Here is an 18,075-nt window from a genome sequence, read left to right as displayed (position 1 = left end):
CCCATGGGCTTCTTCCTCGTCAAGCGCCTGCTCACGCTGATCATCACGCTGGTGGCCACCAGCGTGATCGTGTTTGCCGTGCTCGAGATCCTGCCCGGCAACGCCGCCCAGGTGCTGATGGGGCCCGACGCCGACCCTGCGGCTATCGCCGCCAAGGCCGTCGAGCTGGGGCTGGACCAGCCCGCGCTGGGCCGCTACCTGCACTGGATCGCCGGGCTGCTGCGCGGCGACATGGGCCTGTCCTACGCCTATGGCTCCTCGGTGTCCGAGCTGATCGGCGAGCGCCTGCAGCTGACGGTGCCGCTCGCCGTGCTGGCGATGGCGCTGACAGCGCTGCTGGCGTTGGTGGTCGGCGTGTACGCCGCCTCGCAGCACAACCGCGCCGGCGACACCGGCCTGATGGCGCTGGCGCAGCTGGGCATCGCGGTGCCCAACTTCTGGTTCGCCATCCTCTTGATCCTGCTGTTTTCGGTCAAGCTGCAGTGGTTTTCGGCTGGCGGCTTCGACGGCTGGATCTTCGACGACGGCGTGTGGGCCGGCCTGTGGGACGGGCTGAAGGCGCTGATCCTGCCCGCCGTGGCGCTGGCCGTGGTGCAGGCGGCGATCCTGGCGCGCTTCACCCGCTCGGCCGTGCTGGAGGTGCTGCGCGAGGATTTCGTGCGCACCGCGCGCGCCAAGGGCCTGTCGCGCCGCGCCACGCTGTGGGGCCACGTGCTGCGCAACGCCATGATCCCGGTCATCACCGTGATGGGCCTGCAGTTTGCCGAACTGCTGGCCGGCACCATCGTGGTCGAAAGCGTGTTCTACCTGCCCGGCCTGGGGCGCCTGATTTTCCAGAGCATTGCCAACCGCGACCTGATCGTGGTGCGCAACTGCGTGATGCTGCTGGCCGGGATGGTGGTGGTGGTCAACTTCATCGTCGACGTGCTGTACGCGGCCATCGACCCGCGCGTGAAGGCCAGCGAAATATGACGCCCGGTCGCCTGCATGAATCTATCATTTCAATAGCTGCTCGCGCTTGTCCTGTGCGGGCCAGTGCCACTTTTGTCTCAAATCTGATCACCGGATGAACGCCGCTGCCCTGCCCGCTCCCGCACAGCGCGCCGCGCCCGGCTTCTGGGCGCGCGCGCGGCGCCACCCGGGCTTCGTCATCGGTGGGCTGCTCACGCTGGCGCTGCTGCTGGCGGCGGCGCTGTCCTACCTGTGGACGCCGCACTCGGTCTACGAGGTCAACATGGGCGACAAGCTGCTGCCGCCCAGCGCGCGCTTCTGGCTGGGCACCGACGCCTTCGGGCGCGACGTCGTCTCGCAGCTGCTGGTGGGCGCGCGCGCCTCCATCCTGGTGGGCGTGATCGCCGTCGGCATCGGCCTGGTCGCGGGCACCGCCCTGGGCCTGCTGGCCTCGGCGCGGCGCGGCTGGGTCGAAGAGGCCATCATGCGCGCCTGCGACTTCGGCTTTGCCTTTCCGGCCATTCTGTCGGCCATCATGCTGACGGCGGTGTACGGCCCCGGCATCGTCAACGCCATCATCGCCATCGGCCTGTACAACATCCCCACCTTCGCGCGCATCACCCGCGCCGCCGGCAACGCCGTGTGGAGCCGCGACTACGTGCTGGCCGCGCGCAGCTGCGGCAAGGGCGCGCTCAGCATCACCTTCGAGCACGTGCTGCCCAACATCGCGGCGGTGCTGATCGTGCAGGCCACCATCCGCTTCGCCATCGCCATCCTGGCCGAGGCGGCACTGTCCTACCTGGGCCTGGGCACCCAGCCGCCGCAACCCAGCTGGGGCCGCATGCTGAGCGAGGCGCAGACGCTGATGTTCGACGCCCCGCTGCTGGCCGTGTGGCCGGGCCTGGCCATCATGCTGTCGGTGCTGGGCCTGAACCTGCTGGGCGACGGGCTGCGCGACGTGCTGGACCCGCGCCTGCAGCGGCGCTGACGGCCGTGGCGCACCCCCTTGCACACGGCTTGGGCATGAAGTAATATTTCATTTATTACATCATCGAATCCGCCATGACCACCACCGTCAAGCTCCCGCCCAGCCTCGAGCAGTCGCTGCGCCGCCAGTGCGCCGTCGAGGGCCGCAGCATCAGCGATCTGATGCGCGACGCCCTGACGGCCTACCTGGCCAAGGTGCCGCAGGCGCCGCCCTCGGCCTGGTCGCTGGGCGCCGACCTGTTCGGCCGCCATGCCGGGCCGGCCGACCTGGCGAGCGCCCGCCACGCCCACGCCGCCGACGTCTGGCAAGAAAAACACGCCCGCCGCCGCCCGCGATGAGCGCCTACGCCGCACCGCCCCCGGCACCCGCCGCGGCACCCCGCGTGGCCGAGCCGCCGCCCTGGTCCTTCGCGCCGCAGGGCCCGGTGCTGGTCGACAGCGGCCCGCTGCTGGCGCTGTTCAACGCCGGCGACGACTGGCATGCGCGCGTGCTGGCCTGGCTGCAGCAACACCCCGGCATGGCGCTGGTCAGCACCTGGCCCGTGCTGACCGAGGTCTGCGCCCTGCTGGCGCGGCGCGTGCACAACCAGGCCGCGCTCGACTTTCTGCTGTGGGCCGAGCGCGGCGGCCTGCAAGTGGACACGCCCAGCGAAGCCAGCCTGCCGCACATGCGCCGCGTGGCCCAGCGCTTCGCCAGCCTGCCGCTGGACCTGGCCGACGCCTCCATCGCCGAGGCCGCCGAACGCCTGGGCCTGCGCCACATCCTGAGCGTGGACACCGACTTCGACGTCTACCGCGACGCGCGCGGCCGCCCGCTCACCAACCTGCTGCGTGCCTGACTGCCCGCCATGCCCCTGCTCGAAGTCCAGAACCTGCGCGTCGACCTGCACACCCACCGCGGCAGTGCGCCGGCCGTGCGCGGCGTCGGCTTTGCGCTGGAGCGCGGCGACACCGTCGGCCTGATCGGCGAGTCGGGCTGCGGCAAGTCGATGACCGCGCTGGCGCTGATGGGCCTGGCGCCCGAGAACGCCACCGTCAGCGGCAGCGTGCGCCTGCATGGCCAAGAGCTGGTGGGCCTGCCCGACCGCGGCTGGCGCGCGCTGCGCGGCAACCGCATCGCCATGATCTTTCAGGAGCCGATGACGGCCCTGAACCCCGTGCACCGCGTGGGCGCGCAGATCGCCGAGCCGCTTCGCCTGCACCAGGGCCTGGGTGCCGCCGCCGCGCGCCGGCAGGCCATCGAGCTGATGGAGCGCGTGGGCATTCCGGAGCCGGCGCGGCGCGTGGACGCCTACCCGCACCAGTTCTCCGGCGGCCAGCGCCAGCGCCTGATGATCGCCATGGCACTGGCCTGCAAACCCGACGTGCTGATCGCCGACGAGCCCACCACCGCGCTCGACGTCACGGTGCAAAAGCAGATCCTGGCGCTTATCCGCGAGCTGGTGGCCGAGCACGGCATGGCCCTGGTGCTGATCTCGCACGACCTGGGCCTGGTGGCGCAGAACGTGCGGCGCATGCTGGTGATGTACGGCGGCAGCGTGGTCGAGGCGGGCCAGGCCGACGAGGTCTTCAAGCACCCGGCCCACCCCTACACGCGCGGCCTGCTGGCGGCGCGGCCCAACCTGGCGCAGCGCCTGCACGCGCACCGCAGCGACCGCCTGCCCACCATTGCCGGCACCGTGCCCGAGCTGTTCGCCCTGCCGCCCGGCTGCCCCTTTGCCGGCCGCTGCCCCTTCACCGAAGAGCCGGCCTGCAGCCGCGACGCGCCGCCGCGGGTCGAACTTTCGCCGACCCACCTGTTCCAGTGCCGGCGCGCCGAGGTGGTGCTGGCCGCTTCCAATTCGATAGCTGATCGCGCATGATGGACGCCGGCCAGAGCCCTATTTCGCCGCAGGGCAGCTCCCAAGGCGAAATCGGCCCCCTCGGGGGGCAGCGAACCACGCGCAGCGGGGAAGCGTGGGGGCATCATTTACTTGAGGTGCGCAATCTCACGCGCGACTACGCGCTGCCGCGCGAATCGCTGCTCGCGCCGCCCGCCGTGCTGCAGGCGCTCAAGGGCGTGTCGCTGCAGGTGACGGCCGGGCGCAGCATGGGCATCGTGGGCGAGTCGGGCTCGGGCAAGAGCACGCTGGCGCGGCTGGTGATGGCGCTGGAGCGCCCCACCAGCGGCCAGGTGCTGCTGGAAGGGCGCGATTTGCACGCGCTGGCGCCGGCCGAGCTGCGCCGCGCCCGGCGCGACTTCCAGATGGTGTTCCAAGACCCCTACGGCTCGCTCGATCCGCGCCGCCCCGTCTGGCGCACCGTGGCTGAGCCGGCCGCCGCGCTCGAGCACGCCAGCCGCGCCCTGCAGCGCGAGCGCGCCGCCGCGATGCTGACCGCCGTCGGCCTGCGGCTGGATGCGCTCGACAAGTACCCACACGAATTTTCCGGCGGCCAGCGCCAGCGCATCGCCATTGCGCGCGCGCTCATCACCCAGCCCAGGCTGATCGTGGCCGACGAGGCCGTGAGCGCGCTCGACGTCTCGGTGCAGGCGCAGGTGCTCAACCTGATGGCCGACCTGCGCGACGCGCATGGCGTCACCTTTTTGTTCATCAGCCACGACCTGGCCGTGGTCAGCCACCTGTGCCAGGACGTGGCCGTGATGCAGGGCGGGCGCATCGTCGAGCACGGCCCGGTGCGCCAGGTGCTGGGCGCGCCCAGCCACCCCTACACCCGCACCCTGCTGGCCGCCGTGCCCGAGATGGTCGTGCCCGCCTGACGCCCCGGCGGCGCAGCGGGCCGCTGCGCTACCATGCTCGCCACCGCTTTCAACCGAGGAGACCCATGCCCATGAAACGCCGCCACTTCGCCCTGTCGCTGCCCACCCTGGCCGCCGCGGCCCAGCTGCCCGCGCTGGCGCAGTCGGGCAAGAGCAGCATGGTGCTGGGCATGGCGCTGGAGCCGCCGGGCCTGGACCCGACCACCGGCGCCGCCGCCGCCATCGCCGAAGTGGTGCAGGACAACGTCTTCGAGACGCTCACCAAGATCAACGCCGACGGCAGCGTCACCCCGCTGCTGGCCGAGCGCTGGGAGGTCTCGCCCGACCTGCGCACCATCACCTTCTACCTGCGCAAGGGCGTCAAATTCAGCAACGGCGAGCCCTTCAACGCGCAGACCGTCAAGTTCAGCTTCGAGCGCGCGGCGGGCGAAAAAAGCACCAACAAGGACAAGCGCACCTTCACCGCCATGGACAGCGTGAGCGCGGTGGACGAGCACACCGTGGTCGTCATCAACAAGGAGCCCGACCCCGACTTCCTGTTCTACCTGGGCCAGGCCACGGCGTCCATCGTCGAGCCCAAGAGCGCCGAGGGCAACAACGCCAAGCCCACCGGCACCGGCCCCTACCTGCTCGACAGCTGGGCCAAGGGCTCGTCCATCACGCTCAAGGCCTGGCCGGGCTATCGCAACGCCGGCGCCATCAAGATCAAGCGTGCCACCTTCCGCTTCATCAGCGACCCGGCCGCGCAGGTGGCCGCCGTGCTGTCGGGCGACATCGACGCCTTCCCGCGCGTCACGCCGCGGGGCCTGGCGCAGTTCAGGCGCGACCCGCGCCTGCAGACGCTGATCTGCGGCTCGCGCGCCAAGACCATCCTGGCGATGAACAACGCCAAGAAGCCCCTGAACGACGTGCGCGTGCGCCGCGCCATCAGCATGGCCATCGACCGCAAGGCCGTCATCGCCGGCGCCGGCGACGGCCTGGGCGTGCCCATCGGCAGCCACTACGTGCCCAGCGCGCCCGGCTACATCGACACCACCGGCATCAACCCCTACGACCCCGAGAAGGCCAAGGCACTGCTGAAGGAGGCCGGCATCACCACCCCGCTGGAGCTGTCGCTGGTGCTGCCGCCGCCACCTTACGCGCGCCAGGGCGGCGAGGTCATCGTCTCCGAGCTGGCCAAGATCGGCATCACCTGCAAGGTGCAGAACGTCGAATGGGCGCAGTGGCTGGCCAACGTCTACGGCGGCGCGCACAACTACGACCTGACCATCATCAGCCACGTCGAGCCGTTCGACCTGGGCAACTTCGCCAAGCCGGGCTACTACTGGGGCTACCACAACCCCAAGTTCGACGAGCTGTTTGCGCGCATCAAGAACAGCCCCACCGAAGCCGAGCGCAACAAGCTGCTGGGCGAGGCGCAAACCCTGCTGGCGCAGGACGCCGTGCTGGCTTGGCTGTACGCCCCGCAGTGGGTGACGGTGGCCAACAAGCGCGTGCACGGGCTGTGGAAGGACATGCCGATCTTCGTCAACGACCTGTCGGCACTCAGCTGGTCTTGATGTGAATCACCCCCAGTCTCCACACGCTTCGCGTTGTTGCGCCTCCCCCCTTCCGGGGGCATCGCCAGTGACCGGGGAAACCCCGGCCACGGCGATCGCTGGCGCGGCCTGCTCCGCGGCCCTCCGACTCTTTGGGTTGGGTGCGCGGCTGACGATGCAACAGCGTCTTTGAAAGCTCCTTGTTCAGTAGCTGCCGGCGCTTGTCCGACGGGCGCCAGCGGCTCTTTTTCCTTGAAGACTCGCCACCATGCCCGAACTGCATGAACTGAGCGCCCAAGATCTGCTGGCCGGCTACGCCCGCCGCGCCTTCTCCCCGCTGGAGGTCTGCCAGGCCCTCATCGCCCACATCGAGCGCTGGGAGCCGCGCCTGCAGGCCACCTACCTGTACCGGCCCGAGCAGGCGCTGCAGCAGGCGCGCGCCAGCAGCGCGCGCTGGCAGCGCGGCGCGCCCTGTGGCCCGCTGGACGGCGTGCCCGGCACGCTGAAGGAAAACATCGCCACCGCGGGCGACCCCATGCCCGCCGGCTCGGCGGCCTCGTCGGCGCCGCTGGCCGCGCAAGATGCCCCACCCGCCGCCCGCCTGCGCGAGGCTGGCCTGGTGCTGCTCAGCAAGACCACCATGCCCGACTGGGGCATGCTGTCCTCGGGCCTGTCCAGCTTTCACCGTCTGGCGCGCAACCCCTGGGACTTGAGCCGCACCCCCGGCGGCAGCAGCGCCGGCGCGGGCGCCGCGGCCGCCGCCGGCTACGGCCCGTTGCACGTGGGCACCGACATCGGCGGTTCGCTGCGCCTGCCGGCCAGCTGGTGCGGCATCTTCACGCTCAAGCCCAGCCTGGGCCGCGTGCCCATCGATCCGCCCTACATGGGCCGCGCCGCCGGCCCCATGACGCGCAGCGTGAGCGACGCCGCCCTGATGCTGCAGGTGCTGGCCCAACCCGACGCGCGCGACAGCATGAGCCTGCCCGTGCAGGCGCTGGACTGGGCCGGCGTGGCCGGCACGCCCGTCGAGCACCTGCGGGGCCTGCGCGTCGGCCTGCTGCTGGAGCCCGGCTGCGGCCTGCCGGTGGCGCCCGAAATCAGCGCCGCCGTGCAGGCCGCGGCGCGGCTGTTCGAGGCCGCCGGCGCCCACGTCACGCCCATGCGCCCCTTCTTCACGCGCGAAATGCTCGACGGGCTGGACCACTTCTGGCGCATGCGCTCGTGCATCGACCTGCAGGCGCTGGCGCCCGCGCAGCGCGAGCGGCTGCTGCCCTACATCCGCCAGTGGGCCGAAAGCGCCGCCGCCTTCGACGGCCCGCACGTCTTCAGGGCCTATGCGCAGACGCACGCCACGCGCGTGGCCACCGTGGCCGCCAGCGCGCCGTTCGACTACGTCATCTCGCCCGTCTCACCCAACCTGCCCGCGCCCGCCGAAGACCCCTCGCCCACCAACGACCCGCTGCGCCCGCTGGAACACATTGCCTTTACCGTGCCCTGGAACATGAGCGAGCAGCCGGCCGCCTCGATCAACTGCGGCCATTCGGCCGGCGGCCTGCCCATCGGCCTGCAGATCGCCGGGCGCCGCTTCGACGACGTGGGGGTGCTGAAGGTGGCGCGCGCCTTCGAGCAGCTGCGCGGCGCGCAGCGCCCCTGGCCGCGGCCTCAGTGAGACGCCGGCCGGGCTTTCGGCTGGTAGCGCGTGCCCAGGATCACGTCCCACAGGCTGCTGGTCACGCCGAAATTCTTGTCGGCGTGCCGGTGGTGCTCGTCGTGAAACGCCACCCAGCGCTGCAGCCGCGGGCTCTTGAAGTGGTGCACGTGAATCAGCACGTGGCTGATGCCGTAGGCCGCGTAACCGGCCGCCACCACGCCCGCCAGCAGCAGCGCGTAGTCGACCGGCAGCACCAGCGCGAACAGGCCCGCCAGCGCGCCCATGAACAGCGGCGGCAAGAAGAACGGCAGCGCGTCGTAGCCCAGCGGGTCGAGGTGGTGATGGCCGTGCCCGCGCTTGAACGGCCCGGTGTGGCGGCCGTGAAACAGCCAGCGGTGGGCGGCGTATTCGATGAAGCTGAACACCCACAGCCCCAGCGCCACCGTCAGCAGCGCCCACGGCCAGCGCAGGCCGCCGTCGGCGATGGCCGCCAGGATCAGCACGGCGGCGGTCAGGCTGTCGGCGCTGAGGCCCAGGCGCAGGTTCAGGCGCGTGGTCGACAGTTGCGCCAAGGGGCGCATCAGCCCTTGAAACGGCGCCAGGGCCCAGCGGGCCAAGCCGGCGCCACGCTTGTGTTTTGCCGGCGATTCGGGTCTGCGCACCATGGCCAAGCCCCTTGTTGTTGGCACCGGTCTTGACCGCCGTCAGGATTCGACGCGCGGCCGCCGGTGCAGGTCAATAAAAAGTATAGCCGTCGCGTCCTTGGCGCGCCGCGCCGCCGGCCATCCCCGCAACATCGGCATACGAACGAGGCGCTTCGTAAAATGGCTCGGTGAACGCTTACACCAACCCCGACCTGCACTGCCACTCCGTCGTCTCCGACGGCACACTGACGCCCGAAGTCCTGGCCGAGCGCGCCAAGGGCGGCGGCGTCGACCTGTGGGCGCTGACCGACCACGACGAGGTCGGCGGCCAGCAGCGCGCGCTGGCGGCGGCCAAGGCGCAGGGGCTGGACTACCTGAGCGGGGTCGAGATCTCGGTCACCTTTGCCGACACCACGGTGCACATCGTCGGCCTGGGCTTCGACCCCACCGACGCGCAGCTGGTGCAGGGCCTGGCCGACACGCGCGACGGGCGCGGGCCGCGCGCGCGCGAGATGGCGGCGCAGCTGGCCCAGGCCGGCATCCCCGGCGCCTACGAGGGCGCGCTCAAGTACGTCGGCAACCCGGCGCTGATCTCGCGCACGCACTTCGCGCGCTTTCTGGTCGACGCCGGCGTCTGCCGCGACACGCAGGAAGTGTTTCGCAAGTACCTGACCGAGGGCAGGCCCGGCTTCGTGCCGCACCGTTGGGCCAGGCTGGGCGACGCCGTGCGCTGGATCACGCAAGCCGGCGGCGTGGCCGTGGTGGCGCACCCGGCGCGCTACCACTTCAGCCCGACCGAGGAGTACGCGCTGTTTTCCGAGTTCAAGCAGCACGGCGGCCAGGGGGTCGAGGTGGTCACCGGCAGCCACACGGCGGCCGAGGCGCTGCGCTACGCCGAGCTGGCGCGCGAGTTCGAGCTGCTCGCCTCGCGCGGCAGCGACTTTCACAGCCCCGACGAGAGCCACATCGACCTGGGCCGCCTGCCGCCGCTGCCGGCCGACCTCACGCCCGTGTGGTCGCTGCTGGCTGATCGCATCCACTGAAATGAACCACCCCCGTTGCTCCACTCGCTGCGCGATGTTTCGCCTCCCCCCTCCAGGGGGCGTCGCCATTGGCCGGGGAAACCCCGGCCACGGCGACCGCTGGCACGGCCTGCTCCGCGGCCATGGGCCTCTTGGCGTTTGACGCACCGCGAAGAGCGCGCAGCGCCGTGAAAAATCAAAATCCAGGCAAAATTCGCCTGCAGCGCCCGTCGAACGGGCGCAAGCAGCTATCGTTTCAATAGTTCATCCAGTCCGTCATGGCCCAACTGTTCACGGTCCACCCCGACAACCCGCAGCCGCGCCTGCTCGAGCAGGCGGCCGAGCTGCTGCACGGCGGCGGCGTGCTGGCGGTGCCCACCGACTCGTGCTATGCGCTGGTGTGCCACCTCGATGACAAGACCGCCGCCGACGCGCTGCGCCGCATCCGCCAGCTGGACGACAAGCAGCTCCTGTCGCTGATCTGCCGCGACCTGGGCGAGCTGGCGGCCTACGCGCGGGTCGACAACGCGCAGTACCGCCTGCTCAAGCTGGGCACGCCGGGGCCTTTCACCTTCATCCTGGAAGCCAGCAAGGAAGTGCCGCGGCGCGTCAGCCACCCGCAGCGCAAGACCATCGGCTTGCGCGTGTCGGCCCACCCGGTGATGCAGGGCCTGATCGAGCTGCACCACGCGCCGCTGCTGGCCACCACGCTGATCCTGCCCGGCCAGGACGAGCCGCTGAACGACGCGCACGAGATCCGCGACGAGCTGGAAAAGCAGGTGGCCGGCGTGATCGACGCCGGCGCCTGCCCCGGCGTGCCCACCACCGTGGTGGACCTGAGCGGCGACGCGCCCGCGCTGCTGCGCCGCGGCCGGGGCGACCCGGCGCGCCTGGGCCTGTGAACCGGCTCTGAGACAATCCGCGCCGTGGACTTCAACGACATCATCCAGACCATCGCCACCTACGCCCTGCCGGTGCTCTTTTCGATCACCGTGCACGAGGCGGCCCATGGCTACGTGGCGCGCCATTTCGGCGACGGCACCGCGTCCTTCCTGGGGCGCGTCACGCTCAACCCGCTCAAGCACATCGACCCCATCGGCACCATCGTCATGCCGCTGGCGCTGTATGTGATGACCAGCGGCGCCTTCATCTTCGGCTACGCCAAGCCGGTGCCGGTCAACTTCGGCCAGCTGCGCAACCCCAAGCGCGACATGATCTGGGTGGCGCTGGCCGGCCCCGTGTCCAACCTGCTGATGGCGCTGGGCTGGGGCATCCTGCTGTATGTGCTGATCGCCGCCGGCGTGGACGAGCGCTTCTTCATCGAGATGTGCCGCGGCGGCGTGCTGGTCAACGTGGTGATGTTCGTCTTCAACCTGTTTCCCCTGCCCCCGCTGGACGGCGGGCGCGTGCTGGTCGGCCTGCTGCCGGCGCGCCAGGCCATGGCCGTCAGCCGCATCGAGCCCTGGGGCTTTTTCATCGTCATGGCGCTGATCGTCGCCGGCGTCATCAGCAACCTGTGGATGCGCCCGCTGATGCAGCTCACCTTTGCCTTTCTCGATGCGGTGCTCACGCCGCTCAAGCTTTTGCTGTCATGAATGTTCCTGCCTCGCGCCGCGTTCTCACCGGCATCACCACCAGCGGCACGCCGCACCTGGGCAACTACGTCGGCTCGATCCGCGCCTCGGTGCGCGCCAGCCGCCAGCCGGGCGTGCAAAGCTTCTACTTCCTGGCCGACTACCACGCGCTCATCAAGTGCCAGGAGCCGGCGCGCGTGCAGCGCAGCACGCTGGAGATCGCCGCCAGCTGGCTGGCCGCCGGGCTCGACCCCGAGCACATCACCTTCTACCGCCAGTCCGACATCCCCGAGATCCCCGAGCTGACCTGGCTGCTCACCTGCGTCACCGGCAAGGGCCTGCTCAACCGCGCCCACGCCTACAAGGCCATGCTGGACAAGAACCAGGCGGCGGGCGCCGAGCCCGACGATGGCGTGACCGCGGGCCTGTACATGTACCCGGTGCTGATGGGCGCCGACATCCTGATGTTCAACGCCCACCAGGTGCCGGTGGGGCGTGACCAGATCCAGCACATCGAGATGGCGCGCGACATGGCCGCCAGCTTCAACCACCTGTACGGTGAGCACCTGGTGCCGCCGGCGGCGCTGATCGACGACAACGTGGCCCTGCTGCCCGGCCTGGACGGGCGCAAGATGAGCAAGAGCTACGACAACACCATTGCCCTGTTCGGCCCGCGCGAGCAGCTGCGCAAGCAGATCATGTCCATCGTGACCGACTCGCGCGCGCCCGGCGAGCCCAAGGACACCGAGGGCTCGGCGCTGTACGCCATCTATCGCGCCTTTGCCGACGACGCCGAGGCCGCCGCGTTCGCGCAGGCCTTCAAGGGCGGCATCGGCTGGGCCGACGCCAAGCAGCAGCTGTTCGAGCGCATCGAGCGCGAGATCGGCCCCATGCGCGCGCGCTACGAGCACCTGATGGCGCACCCCGAGGAAGTCGAGGCCATCCTGCAGGCCGGCGCCCGCAAGGCACGCGCCCTGGCCACGCCCTTCATGCAGACCCTGCGCCAAGCCGTCGGCCTGCGCGCGCTGACCGCGCAGCCCGATCGAGCCCAGGGCGACCAGGCCACGGCGCGCGCCGCACTGCCCAGCTTCAAGCAATACCGCGAAGCCGACGGGCGCTTTTACTTCAAGCTGACCGACGCGCACGGCGCCGTGCTGCTGCAAAGCCAGGGTTTCGAGTCGCCGCGCGAGGCTGGCCAAGCCGTCAAGCGCCTGCAGAGCGAAGGCGTCGCGGCCTTGCCAGCCCTGGCGCCGCGGCTGCAGACCTCGCCCGACCCCGCCGCGCCGGCGCTCCAGCAGGCACTGCAGCAGCTGCTGGACGCCAGCCAGGCGTGAAGGTGGCGCGGGCCCGAAAATGGCGGCCGCGCCCCCGGTTTTCGTGAACTTGTACCGAATTCTGATGTTGTCAACAGCGTCTTAAGCATTTTGGTGTAACAAGCACCACTTTCCGGCCAATAATCCAATCAAACCAACCGGGGAGATCGATTTTGGCCATCTACGTGATTGACGACCACCCGCTGATGCGCGAGGCCATCGTCATGCTGCTGCGTCGCCTGCGTCCGGGCACCGAGCTGGTGGAGCTGAGCCAGTTGTCCGAACTCGAAGCGGCCGTCGCCACGCGTGGCCAGCCCGAGCTGTTCTGCCTGGACCTGAAACTGCCCGACACCCTGGGCCTCTCGGGCGTGCGCCTGGTGTCCAGCCAATACCCCGGCGTGCCGCTGGCGGTGATCTCGGCCACGGCGGCCAGCGACGTCGAGGAATGGTGCCGCGAGGCCGGCGCCGACGTCTACATCGAAAAATCCGCCGGCGCGGCCGAGATCGTCAACACCCTGCGCCTGATGCTGCAGGGCGACAGCGAAATGGGCGGGCTGGACGACGTCACCCGCCTGTCCAAGCGCCAAAAGCAGTTGCTGCTGATGCTGGACGAGGGCCTGTCCAACCGCGACATCGCCGAGCGCCTGGGCATCAGCGAGCACACCGTCAAGGTGCACCTGTGGCGGCTGTTCCGCCGCCTGGGCGTCAAGAGCCGCACGCAGACGCTGCACTACGCCCGCGTCAACGGCCTGCTGACGACCTACTGAAAACCAGCGCGAACACGCTGCCGCGCCCCGAGCGCGAGCGCAGCGTGACCTCGCAGCCCAGGCGCTGCGCGCCCTCGCGCACCACGGCCAGGCCCAGGCCGGCGCCCTCACCCGCCGACGTCAGGCGGACAAAGGGCTCGAAGATGCGCTGCCGGTCGGCTGCCGCCAGGCCGCGCCCGGTGTCCCACACCTCGAAGGCGATGCCCGCCGCGCGCCGGCGCACCGCCAGCAGCACGCCGCCCTGCGCGGTGTAGCGCAGGGCATTGGCCAGCAGGTTGCCCAGCATGCGGCGCAGCCAGGTGGGGTCGGTGTTGAGGGTCGCCTCGATGCCGTGCACGCGCCAGCGCAGGCCCTGGCGGCGCGCCAGCGGCTCATAGACCGCCGCCAGCTCGGCCAGCAGCGTGGGGATGTGGATGTCGGCGCGCACCGGCGTTGCGCCTTGCTCGCGCCCGGCGGCAAAGTCCTGCAGCGACTGCGCCAGGCCCTGCGCCAGCGCAATGGCGCGCGCCATGCGCGGCGCCAGCTCGGGCGCCTGCGCCGGGTCTTGCGCCAGCAGCTCGAGGTAGATGGCCAGCGCGTCCAGCGGCTGGCGCAAATCGTGGGCCACGGCGGCCAGTTGCCGGGCCTCGTCGGGGTGGCTCAGGTCGGGCGCGGCCACCGGCGTTCAAAAACCGTTGGGCACCGGCACGTCGGCGCACTGCGCGCGCCAGCGCAGCGCGTGCTCCATCACCACCAGCACCAGCAGCGCCTCGGCAATCGGCGTGGCGCGAATGCCGACGCAGGGGTCGTGCCGGCCCTTGGTGATCAGCTCGACCGGCGCGCCGGTTTCGTCGATCGAGGCGCGCGGCACCAGGATCGAGCTGGTGGGCTTGATGGCGATGGCCACCTCCAGGTCCTGCCCGGTGCTGATGCCGCCCAGTACGCCGCCGTCGTGGTTGCTGGCAAAGCTGCCGCACGGGTCGGCCCGCAGCGAATCACCGTGCGTGCTGCCCTTGTGCGCCACGCTGGCAAAGCCGTCGCCGATTTCCACGCCCTTGACGGCGTTCAGCCCCATCAGCGCGTGGGCGATGTCGGCGTCCAGCCGGTCGTAGATGGGCTCGCCCAGGCCCACGGGCATGTGCTGTGCCGTCACGCGCAGGCGCGCGCCGCACGAGTCGCCCGCCTTGCGCAGCGCGCCCATGTAGTTTTCGATGGCCGACACGTCGGCTATCGGAGCGAAGAAGGGGTTTTGATCGACGTGCTGCCAGTTCTCGAAGCCGATGGCCAACTCGCCCACCTGGGTCATGCAGCCGCGAAAGGTGGTGCCGTATTTTTCGCGCAGCCACTTGCGCGCCACCGCGCCGGCCGCCACCGTGGGCGCCGTCAGCCGCGCCAACGAGCGCCCGCCGCCGCGCGGGTCGCGCAGGCCGTACTTGCGCCAGTAGGTGTAGTCGGCATGACCGGGGCGAAAGCGCTGGGCGATGTCGCCGTAGTCCTTGCTGCGCTGATCGGTGTTGCGGATCAGCAGCGCGATCGGCGTGCCGGTGGTGCGGCCCTGGTACACGCCCGACAGGATCTCGACCTGGTCGGCCTCCTGCCGCTGGGTGACGAACTTGCTGGTGCCCGGGCGGCGCCGGTCCAGCTCGGGCTGGATGTCGGCCTCGGACAAGGCCATGCCCGGCGGGCAGCCATCGATCACGCAGCCGATGGCCGGCCCGTGCGATTCGCCGAAATTGGTGACGGCAAACAGGTTGCCGAGGGTGTTGCCGCTCATGACGCCCGATTATTCCAGAGCGCCCGGCAGCCTCAGCAGGAGCTCAGTCCCAGTCGCGATGGTGCTTGCGCCACTTGCGGTGCTTGTAGTGGCCGGGCGGGCCGTAGTACACCGGCGCCGGGCGATAGACCACCGGCGGCGCATAGTAGGCCGGCGGCGGCGCCATGTAGACCGGGCGCGGCTGCACATAGACCGGCTGCGGCGCGACGTAAACCGGCGGCGGTGCATAGACCACCGGCGGCACGTTGCCCACACCCACAGCCACGCCGGGCGCGCCCACGCCGACCGACCAGAACACGTTGTCGCGCGCCTGCGCCGTGCCGGCAAAGCCGAGCGCGCCGATGACCAGGGTGCCGACAGCGGCCAGAGCTTGCATGGATTTCATGATTTTCTCCATTGAATGGACATCTGACTGCACGATCGGCAGCCGTGTCTCGATTAAACGCGCCAATGGGCCCTGCCGAGCACTTAGCGGACGTGAAACCCGTATCGACGCGTAACCCGAAAGACCACGCGCAGCGCCGCCATGATCGCACACGCGGGGACTTGACAGCCGCTGCAGGCACCCCGGCCACCTAGAATCCAAGCATGTCAAACCCCAAAACGGCAGCGCCGGCCGAGGCCGCCAAGCCCAGTCATTTCATCCGCCAGGCCATCGAGCACGACCTGGAAAAAGGCAGCTACGCCAGCCGCCGCTGGGGCGGCGGCCCCGGCGACGGCCCGCACCACCAGGCCGGCGCGCCCGACCCGGCCAAAATCCGCACCCGCTTTCCGCCCGAGCCCAACGGCTACCTGCACATCGGCCACGCCAAGAGCATCTGGCTCAACTTCAGCCTGGCGCAGGACTACGGCGGCGTGTGCCACCTGCGCTTCGACGACACCAACCCCGAGAAGGAAGAGCAGGAATACGTCGACTCCATCCGCGAGATGGTGCACTGGCTGGGCTGGAGCCACGCCTTTGCCGACAACCCCGCGCAGCCCGGCGTGCCGCAGCCGCACGAATACTTCGCCAGCGACGACTTCGATTTCATGTACCGCGCGGCCGAGTATTTGATCGAGGCCGGCCACGCCTACGTCGACGAGCAGACGCCCGAGCAGATGCGCGCCGGCCGCGGCGACTTCGGCACGCCCGGCACCGACAGCCCCTTCCGCGCCCGCCCGCCGGCCGAGAACCTGGCGCGCTTTCGCGAAATGCGCGCCGGCCAGCACCCCGACGGCGCCATGGTGCTGCGCGCCAGGATCGACATGGCCAGCCCCAACATCAACCTGCGCGACCCCACGCTCTACCGCATCCGCCGCGCCACGCACCACCGCACGGGCGACACCTGGTGCATCTACCCCATGTACACCTACGCGCACCCCATCGAGGACGCGCTGGAGCAGATCACCCACAGCATCTGCACGCTCGAATTCGAAGACCAGCGCCCCTTCTACGACTGGCTGCTGGAGCGCTTGACCGAAGGCGGCCTGCTGGTCGCCCCGCCCCCGCGCCAGTACGAATTTGCGCGCCTGAACGTCGGCCACGTCATCACCAGCAAGCGCAAGCTGCGCCAGTTGGTCGAAGAGCGCCACGTGAGCGGCTGGGACGACCCGCGCATGCCCACCCTGGCCGGCCTGCGCCGCCGCGGCTACACGCCCGAGGCGTTGCGCCTGTTTGCCGAGCGCTCGGGCGTCACCAAGACCAGCAACGCCTGGACCGACTACGCCGCCCTCGACGCCGCCCTGCGCGAGACGCTGGACCCGCACGCCCCGCGCGCCATGGCCGTGCTGGAGCCCGTCAAGCTCGTCATCGAGAACTGGGCCGAGGTGTTCGGCAGCGACGCGCACCTGGAGCCCTGCCACGCCCCCGTGCACCCGCACCACCCGGAGCTGGGCCAGCGTCCATTCATGCTGGGCAAGGAGGTGTGGATCGAACGCAGCGACTACGAAGAGACGCCGCCCAAGGGCTTCTTCCGCCTGTTCCCTGGCAACAAGGTACGCCTCAAATACGGCTACGTCATCGAGTGCCTGGGCGCTACAAAAGACGAAGCTGGCCGCGCAAGCGTGGTGCGGGCCAACCTGATAAAAGACACTAAATCCGGCACCCCCGGCGCCGACAGCGTCAAGGTCAAGGGCGTCATCACCTGGGTCGGCGTGGCCGACGGCGTGAGCGCCACCGTCAACCTCTACGACCGCCTGTTCACCGAAGAACAGCCCGACGCCGGCGGCCGCGACTTTCTCAGCGTGCTCAACCCCCACAGCCTGCAGACCGTGCAAGCCGTGGTCGAGCCGTCCCTGGCCACCGCCCAGCCCGAAGACCGCTTCCAGTTCGAGCGCCACGGCTTCTTTGTCGCCGATCGGCGCGAGCACCAGGCGGGCGCCAAGCTGGTGTTCAACCGCATTGCGGGGTTGAAGGATTCGTGGGGGAAGTAGTGCCGACCATTGCCATCTTCTTCGGCATCGTCGTGCGCATGTGGCACGACGACCACCCGCCGCCCCACATCCACGTCGAATACCAGGGCTTCGAGGCGCTGGTCGTCATCCAGACCGGTGAAATCAGCCAAGGCACGCTGCCCCGCAAGGTGGCGGCGATCGTCAAGGAATGGTGCTTGGTGCACCAGGGCGAACTGATGAACAATTGGCACAAGGCTCAGCGCTTCGAGCCGCTGGACCGCATTCAAGGAGCCGATCGTGATTAAGTTGTTGAACGCCAAACCACTGGCCTCGCATCAGCTGGAACTGAGCTTCAGCGACGGCACGCAAGGCGTTTTCAATGGGGCCGCCTACCTGGCCACACGCAGCGGCCCCTTGCTGGAGGCGTTGCGTGACCCGGCTTACTTTGCCCGCTGCTTCATCGAGGCCGGCGGACTGTGCTGGCCCAACGGCCTGGAACTGCCGGCCGCACGTCTGAAAGAACTGTCCGAGGTCGAGCAAACCACGTGAGCAAGAGTGCCACGCCAGCCATGCGGTCTCAACCGATCGCCCCTTCGCCGCCCTTCCCGCCTCAAATCGACCGTGGCGAGCGGCGCTGCCGCGTCAGCGACGAGCGTCTGCGTGAATTCGCAAAACTCACACCCTACGAACGCCTGAAGTGGGTGGAGGACTGCTCCACCTTCGTGCGGATAGGGCAGCAGGCGA

20 protein-coding genes are annotated in these 18,075 nt (G+C 69.9%); 16 read left to right on the top strand and 4 right to left on the bottom strand.

The window, feature by feature from the left end; translation table 11 throughout:
* The first annotated feature begins 3 nt into the window (after positions 1-3).
* From ACWHMB_RS08160 to ACWHMB_RS08125, 8 genes are all read left to right on the top strand, one after another.
* A complete protein-coding gene (locus tag ACWHMB_RS08160) occupies positions 4-972 on the top strand; it encodes an ABC transporter permease (RefSeq protein ID WP_293226259.1) in 969 nt (322 codons plus the stop codon).
* 94 nt (positions 973-1,066) lie between these two features.
* Positions 1,067-1,939, top strand: coding sequence for an ABC transporter permease (locus ACWHMB_RS08155; protein ID WP_293226257.1), 873 nt, complete (start codon positions 1,067-1,069; stop codon positions 1,937-1,939).
* 74 nt (positions 1,940-2,013) lie between these two features.
* Positions 2,014-2,277, top strand: coding sequence for a ribbon-helix-helix domain-containing protein (locus tag ACWHMB_RS08150; protein ID WP_293226255.1), 264 nt, complete (start codon positions 2,014-2,016; stop codon positions 2,275-2,277).
* Positions 2,274-2,777: a type II toxin-antitoxin system VapC family toxin gene (locus tag ACWHMB_RS08145; protein ID WP_293226252.1), complete on the top strand. Its 504-nt coding sequence runs from the start codon at positions 2,274-2,276 to the stop codon at positions 2,775-2,777. Before ACWHMB_RS08150 ends, ACWHMB_RS08145 begins: the two co-directional genes overlap by 4 nt.
* A 9-nt stretch (positions 2,778-2,786) precedes the next feature.
* Positions 2,787-3,800, top strand: a complete 1,014-nt coding sequence (locus ACWHMB_RS08140; protein WP_377480047.1) for an ABC transporter ATP-binding protein — start codon at positions 2,787-2,789, stop codon at positions 3,798-3,800.
* 50 nt (positions 3,801-3,850) lie between these two features.
* Positions 3,851-4,696, top strand: coding sequence for an ATP-binding cassette domain-containing protein (locus ACWHMB_RS08135; protein ID WP_377480782.1), 846 nt, complete (start codon positions 3,851-3,853; stop codon positions 4,694-4,696).
* Positions 4,697-4,761: 65 nt separating this feature from the next.
* Complete coding sequence (locus tag ACWHMB_RS08130; protein ID WP_377480049.1) at positions 4,762-6,255, top strand: ABC transporter substrate-binding protein; 1,494 nt, start codon at positions 4,762-4,764, stop codon at positions 6,253-6,255.
* A 247-nt stretch (positions 6,256-6,502) separates the two neighbouring features.
* Complete coding sequence (locus ACWHMB_RS08125; protein WP_377480052.1) at positions 6,503-7,903, top strand: amidase; 1,401 nt, start codon at positions 6,503-6,505, stop codon at positions 7,901-7,903.
* Here ACWHMB_RS08125 and ACWHMB_RS08120 read toward each other — a convergent pair.
* Positions 7,897-8,466: a sterol desaturase family protein gene (locus tag ACWHMB_RS08120; RefSeq protein ID WP_377480055.1), complete on the bottom strand. Its 570-nt coding sequence runs from the start codon at positions 8,464-8,466 to the stop codon at positions 7,897-7,899. The genes ACWHMB_RS08125 and ACWHMB_RS08120 overlap by 7 nt on opposite strands.
* A 251-nt stretch (positions 8,467-8,717) precedes the next feature.
* Between ACWHMB_RS08120 and ACWHMB_RS08115 the strand changes: the two genes are divergently transcribed.
* From ACWHMB_RS08115 to ACWHMB_RS08095, 5 genes are all read left to right on the top strand, one after another.
* Positions 8,718-9,572: a 3',5'-nucleoside bisphosphate phosphatase gene (locus ACWHMB_RS08115; RefSeq protein WP_377480058.1), complete on the top strand. Its 855-nt coding sequence runs from the start codon at positions 8,718-8,720 to the stop codon at positions 9,570-9,572.
* Between the two features lie 257 nt (positions 9,573-9,829).
* Positions 9,830-10,453 (top strand): L-threonylcarbamoyladenylate synthase, encoded by a 624-nt coding sequence (locus ACWHMB_RS08110; RefSeq protein ID WP_447648499.1) that lies wholly within the window; start codon positions 9,830-9,832, stop codon positions 10,451-10,453.
* A 24-nt stretch (positions 10,454-10,477) separates the two neighbouring features.
* Positions 10,478-11,146 carry a site-2 protease family protein gene (locus tag ACWHMB_RS08105; RefSeq protein WP_293220535.1) on the top strand — a complete coding sequence of 223 codons (669 nt, stop codon included), beginning with the start codon at positions 10,478-10,480 and terminating at the stop codon, positions 11,144-11,146.
* Positions 11,143-12,459, top strand: coding sequence for a tryptophan--tRNA ligase (locus tag ACWHMB_RS08100; protein WP_377480064.1), 1,317 nt, complete (start codon positions 11,143-11,145; stop codon positions 12,457-12,459). The genes ACWHMB_RS08105 and ACWHMB_RS08100 overlap by 4 nt, the downstream gene beginning before the upstream one ends.
* Positions 12,460-12,611: 152 nt before the next feature.
* Positions 12,612-13,205, top strand: coding sequence for a response regulator transcription factor (locus tag ACWHMB_RS08095; RefSeq protein ID WP_377480066.1), 594 nt, complete (start codon positions 12,612-12,614; stop codon positions 13,203-13,205).
* Here ACWHMB_RS08095 and ACWHMB_RS08090 read toward each other — a convergent pair.
* From ACWHMB_RS08090 to ACWHMB_RS08080, 3 genes are read right to left on the bottom strand one after another with little or no spacing between them, the layout of a single operon-like run.
* The gene (locus ACWHMB_RS08090; protein WP_377480069.1) at positions 13,180-13,863 is read right to left on the bottom strand and encodes a sensor histidine kinase; all 684 of its coding nucleotides are present in this window, start codon (positions 13,861-13,863) and stop codon (positions 13,180-13,182) included. The two genes, ACWHMB_RS08095 and ACWHMB_RS08090, sit on opposite strands and share 26 nt — an antisense overlap.
* 6 nt (positions 13,864-13,869) lie before the next feature.
* The gene (gene aroC, locus ACWHMB_RS08085; RefSeq protein ID WP_447648498.1) at positions 13,870-14,958 is read right to left on the bottom strand and encodes a chorismate synthase; all 1,089 of its coding nucleotides are present in this window, start codon (positions 14,956-14,958) and stop codon (positions 13,870-13,872) included.
* A gap of 43 nt (positions 14,959-15,001) precedes the next feature.
* Positions 15,002-15,343, bottom strand: a complete 342-nt coding sequence (locus ACWHMB_RS08080; RefSeq protein ID WP_377480075.1) for a hypothetical protein — start codon at positions 15,341-15,343, stop codon at positions 15,002-15,004.
* A 203-nt stretch (positions 15,344-15,546) separates the two neighbouring features.
* Between ACWHMB_RS08080 and ACWHMB_RS08075 the strand changes: the two genes are divergently transcribed.
* From ACWHMB_RS08075 to ACWHMB_RS08065, 3 genes are read left to right on the top strand one after another with little or no spacing between them, the layout of a single operon-like run.
* A complete protein-coding gene (locus tag ACWHMB_RS08075) occupies positions 15,547-17,370 on the top strand; it encodes a glutamine--tRNA ligase/YqeY domain fusion protein (protein ID WP_377480078.1) in 1,824 nt (607 codons plus the stop codon).
* Positions 17,358-17,636 (top strand): DUF4160 domain-containing protein, encoded by a 279-nt coding sequence (locus tag ACWHMB_RS08070; protein WP_377480081.1) that lies wholly within the window; start codon positions 17,358-17,360, stop codon positions 17,634-17,636. The genes ACWHMB_RS08075 and ACWHMB_RS08070 overlap by 13 nt, the downstream gene beginning before the upstream one ends.
* Positions 17,629-17,880, top strand: coding sequence for a DUF2442 domain-containing protein (locus tag ACWHMB_RS08065; RefSeq protein ID WP_377480084.1), 252 nt, complete (start codon positions 17,629-17,631; stop codon positions 17,878-17,880). The genes ACWHMB_RS08070 and ACWHMB_RS08065 overlap by 8 nt, the downstream gene beginning before the upstream one ends.
* The last annotated feature ends 195 nt before the right edge of the window (positions 17,881-18,075 follow it).

This window comes from Ottowia pentelensis, from assembly GCF_964341695.1.
The sequence above is the reverse complement of the archived record's forward strand: the minus strand, read 5'-3'. Positions and strand labels throughout refer to the sequence as shown.

Bases quoted from the DNA above. Each gene is read 5' to 3' on its own strand.
- ACWHMB_RS08160 (WP_293226259.1), top strand. From the start codon at position 4: ATGGGCTTCTTCCTCGTCAAGCGCCTGCTCACGCTGATCATCACGCTG.
- ACWHMB_RS08155 (WP_293226257.1), top strand. From the start codon at position 1,067: ATGAACGCCGCTGCCCTGCCCGCTCCCGCACAGCGCGCCGCGCCCGGC.
- ACWHMB_RS08150 (WP_293226255.1), top strand. From the start codon at position 2,014: ATGACCACCACCGTCAAGCTCCCGCCCAGCCTCGAGCAGTCGCTGCGC.
- ACWHMB_RS08145 (WP_293226252.1), top strand. From the start codon at position 2,274: ATGAGCGCCTACGCCGCACCGCCCCCGGCACCCGCCGCGGCACCCCGC.
- ACWHMB_RS08140 (WP_377480047.1), top strand. From the start codon at position 2,787: ATGCCCCTGCTCGAAGTCCAGAACCTGCGCGTCGACCTGCACACCCAC.
- ACWHMB_RS08130 (WP_377480049.1), top strand. From the start codon at position 4,762: ATGCCCATGAAACGCCGCCACTTCGCCCTGTCGCTGCCCACCCTGGCC.
- ACWHMB_RS08125 (WP_377480052.1), top strand. From the start codon at position 6,503: ATGCCCGAACTGCATGAACTGAGCGCCCAAGATCTGCTGGCCGGCTAC.
- ACWHMB_RS08120 (WP_377480055.1), bottom strand. From the start codon at position 8,466: ATGCGCCCCTTGGCGCAACTGTCGACCACGCGCCTGAACCTGCGCCTG.
- ACWHMB_RS08110 (WP_447648499.1), top strand. From the start codon at position 9,830: ATGGCCCAACTGTTCACGGTCCACCCCGACAACCCGCAGCCGCGCCTG.
- ACWHMB_RS08100 (WP_377480064.1), top strand. From the start codon at position 11,143: ATGAATGTTCCTGCCTCGCGCCGCGTTCTCACCGGCATCACCACCAGC.
- aroC (WP_447648498.1), bottom strand. From the start codon at position 14,958: ATGAGCGGCAACACCCTCGGCAACCTGTTTGCCGTCACCAATTTCGGC.
- ACWHMB_RS08080 (WP_377480075.1), bottom strand. From the start codon at position 15,343: ATGAAATCCATGCAAGCTCTGGCCGCTGTCGGCACCCTGGTCATCGGC.
- ACWHMB_RS08075 (WP_377480078.1), top strand. From the start codon at position 15,547: ATGTCAAACCCCAAAACGGCAGCGCCGGCCGAGGCCGCCAAGCCCAGT.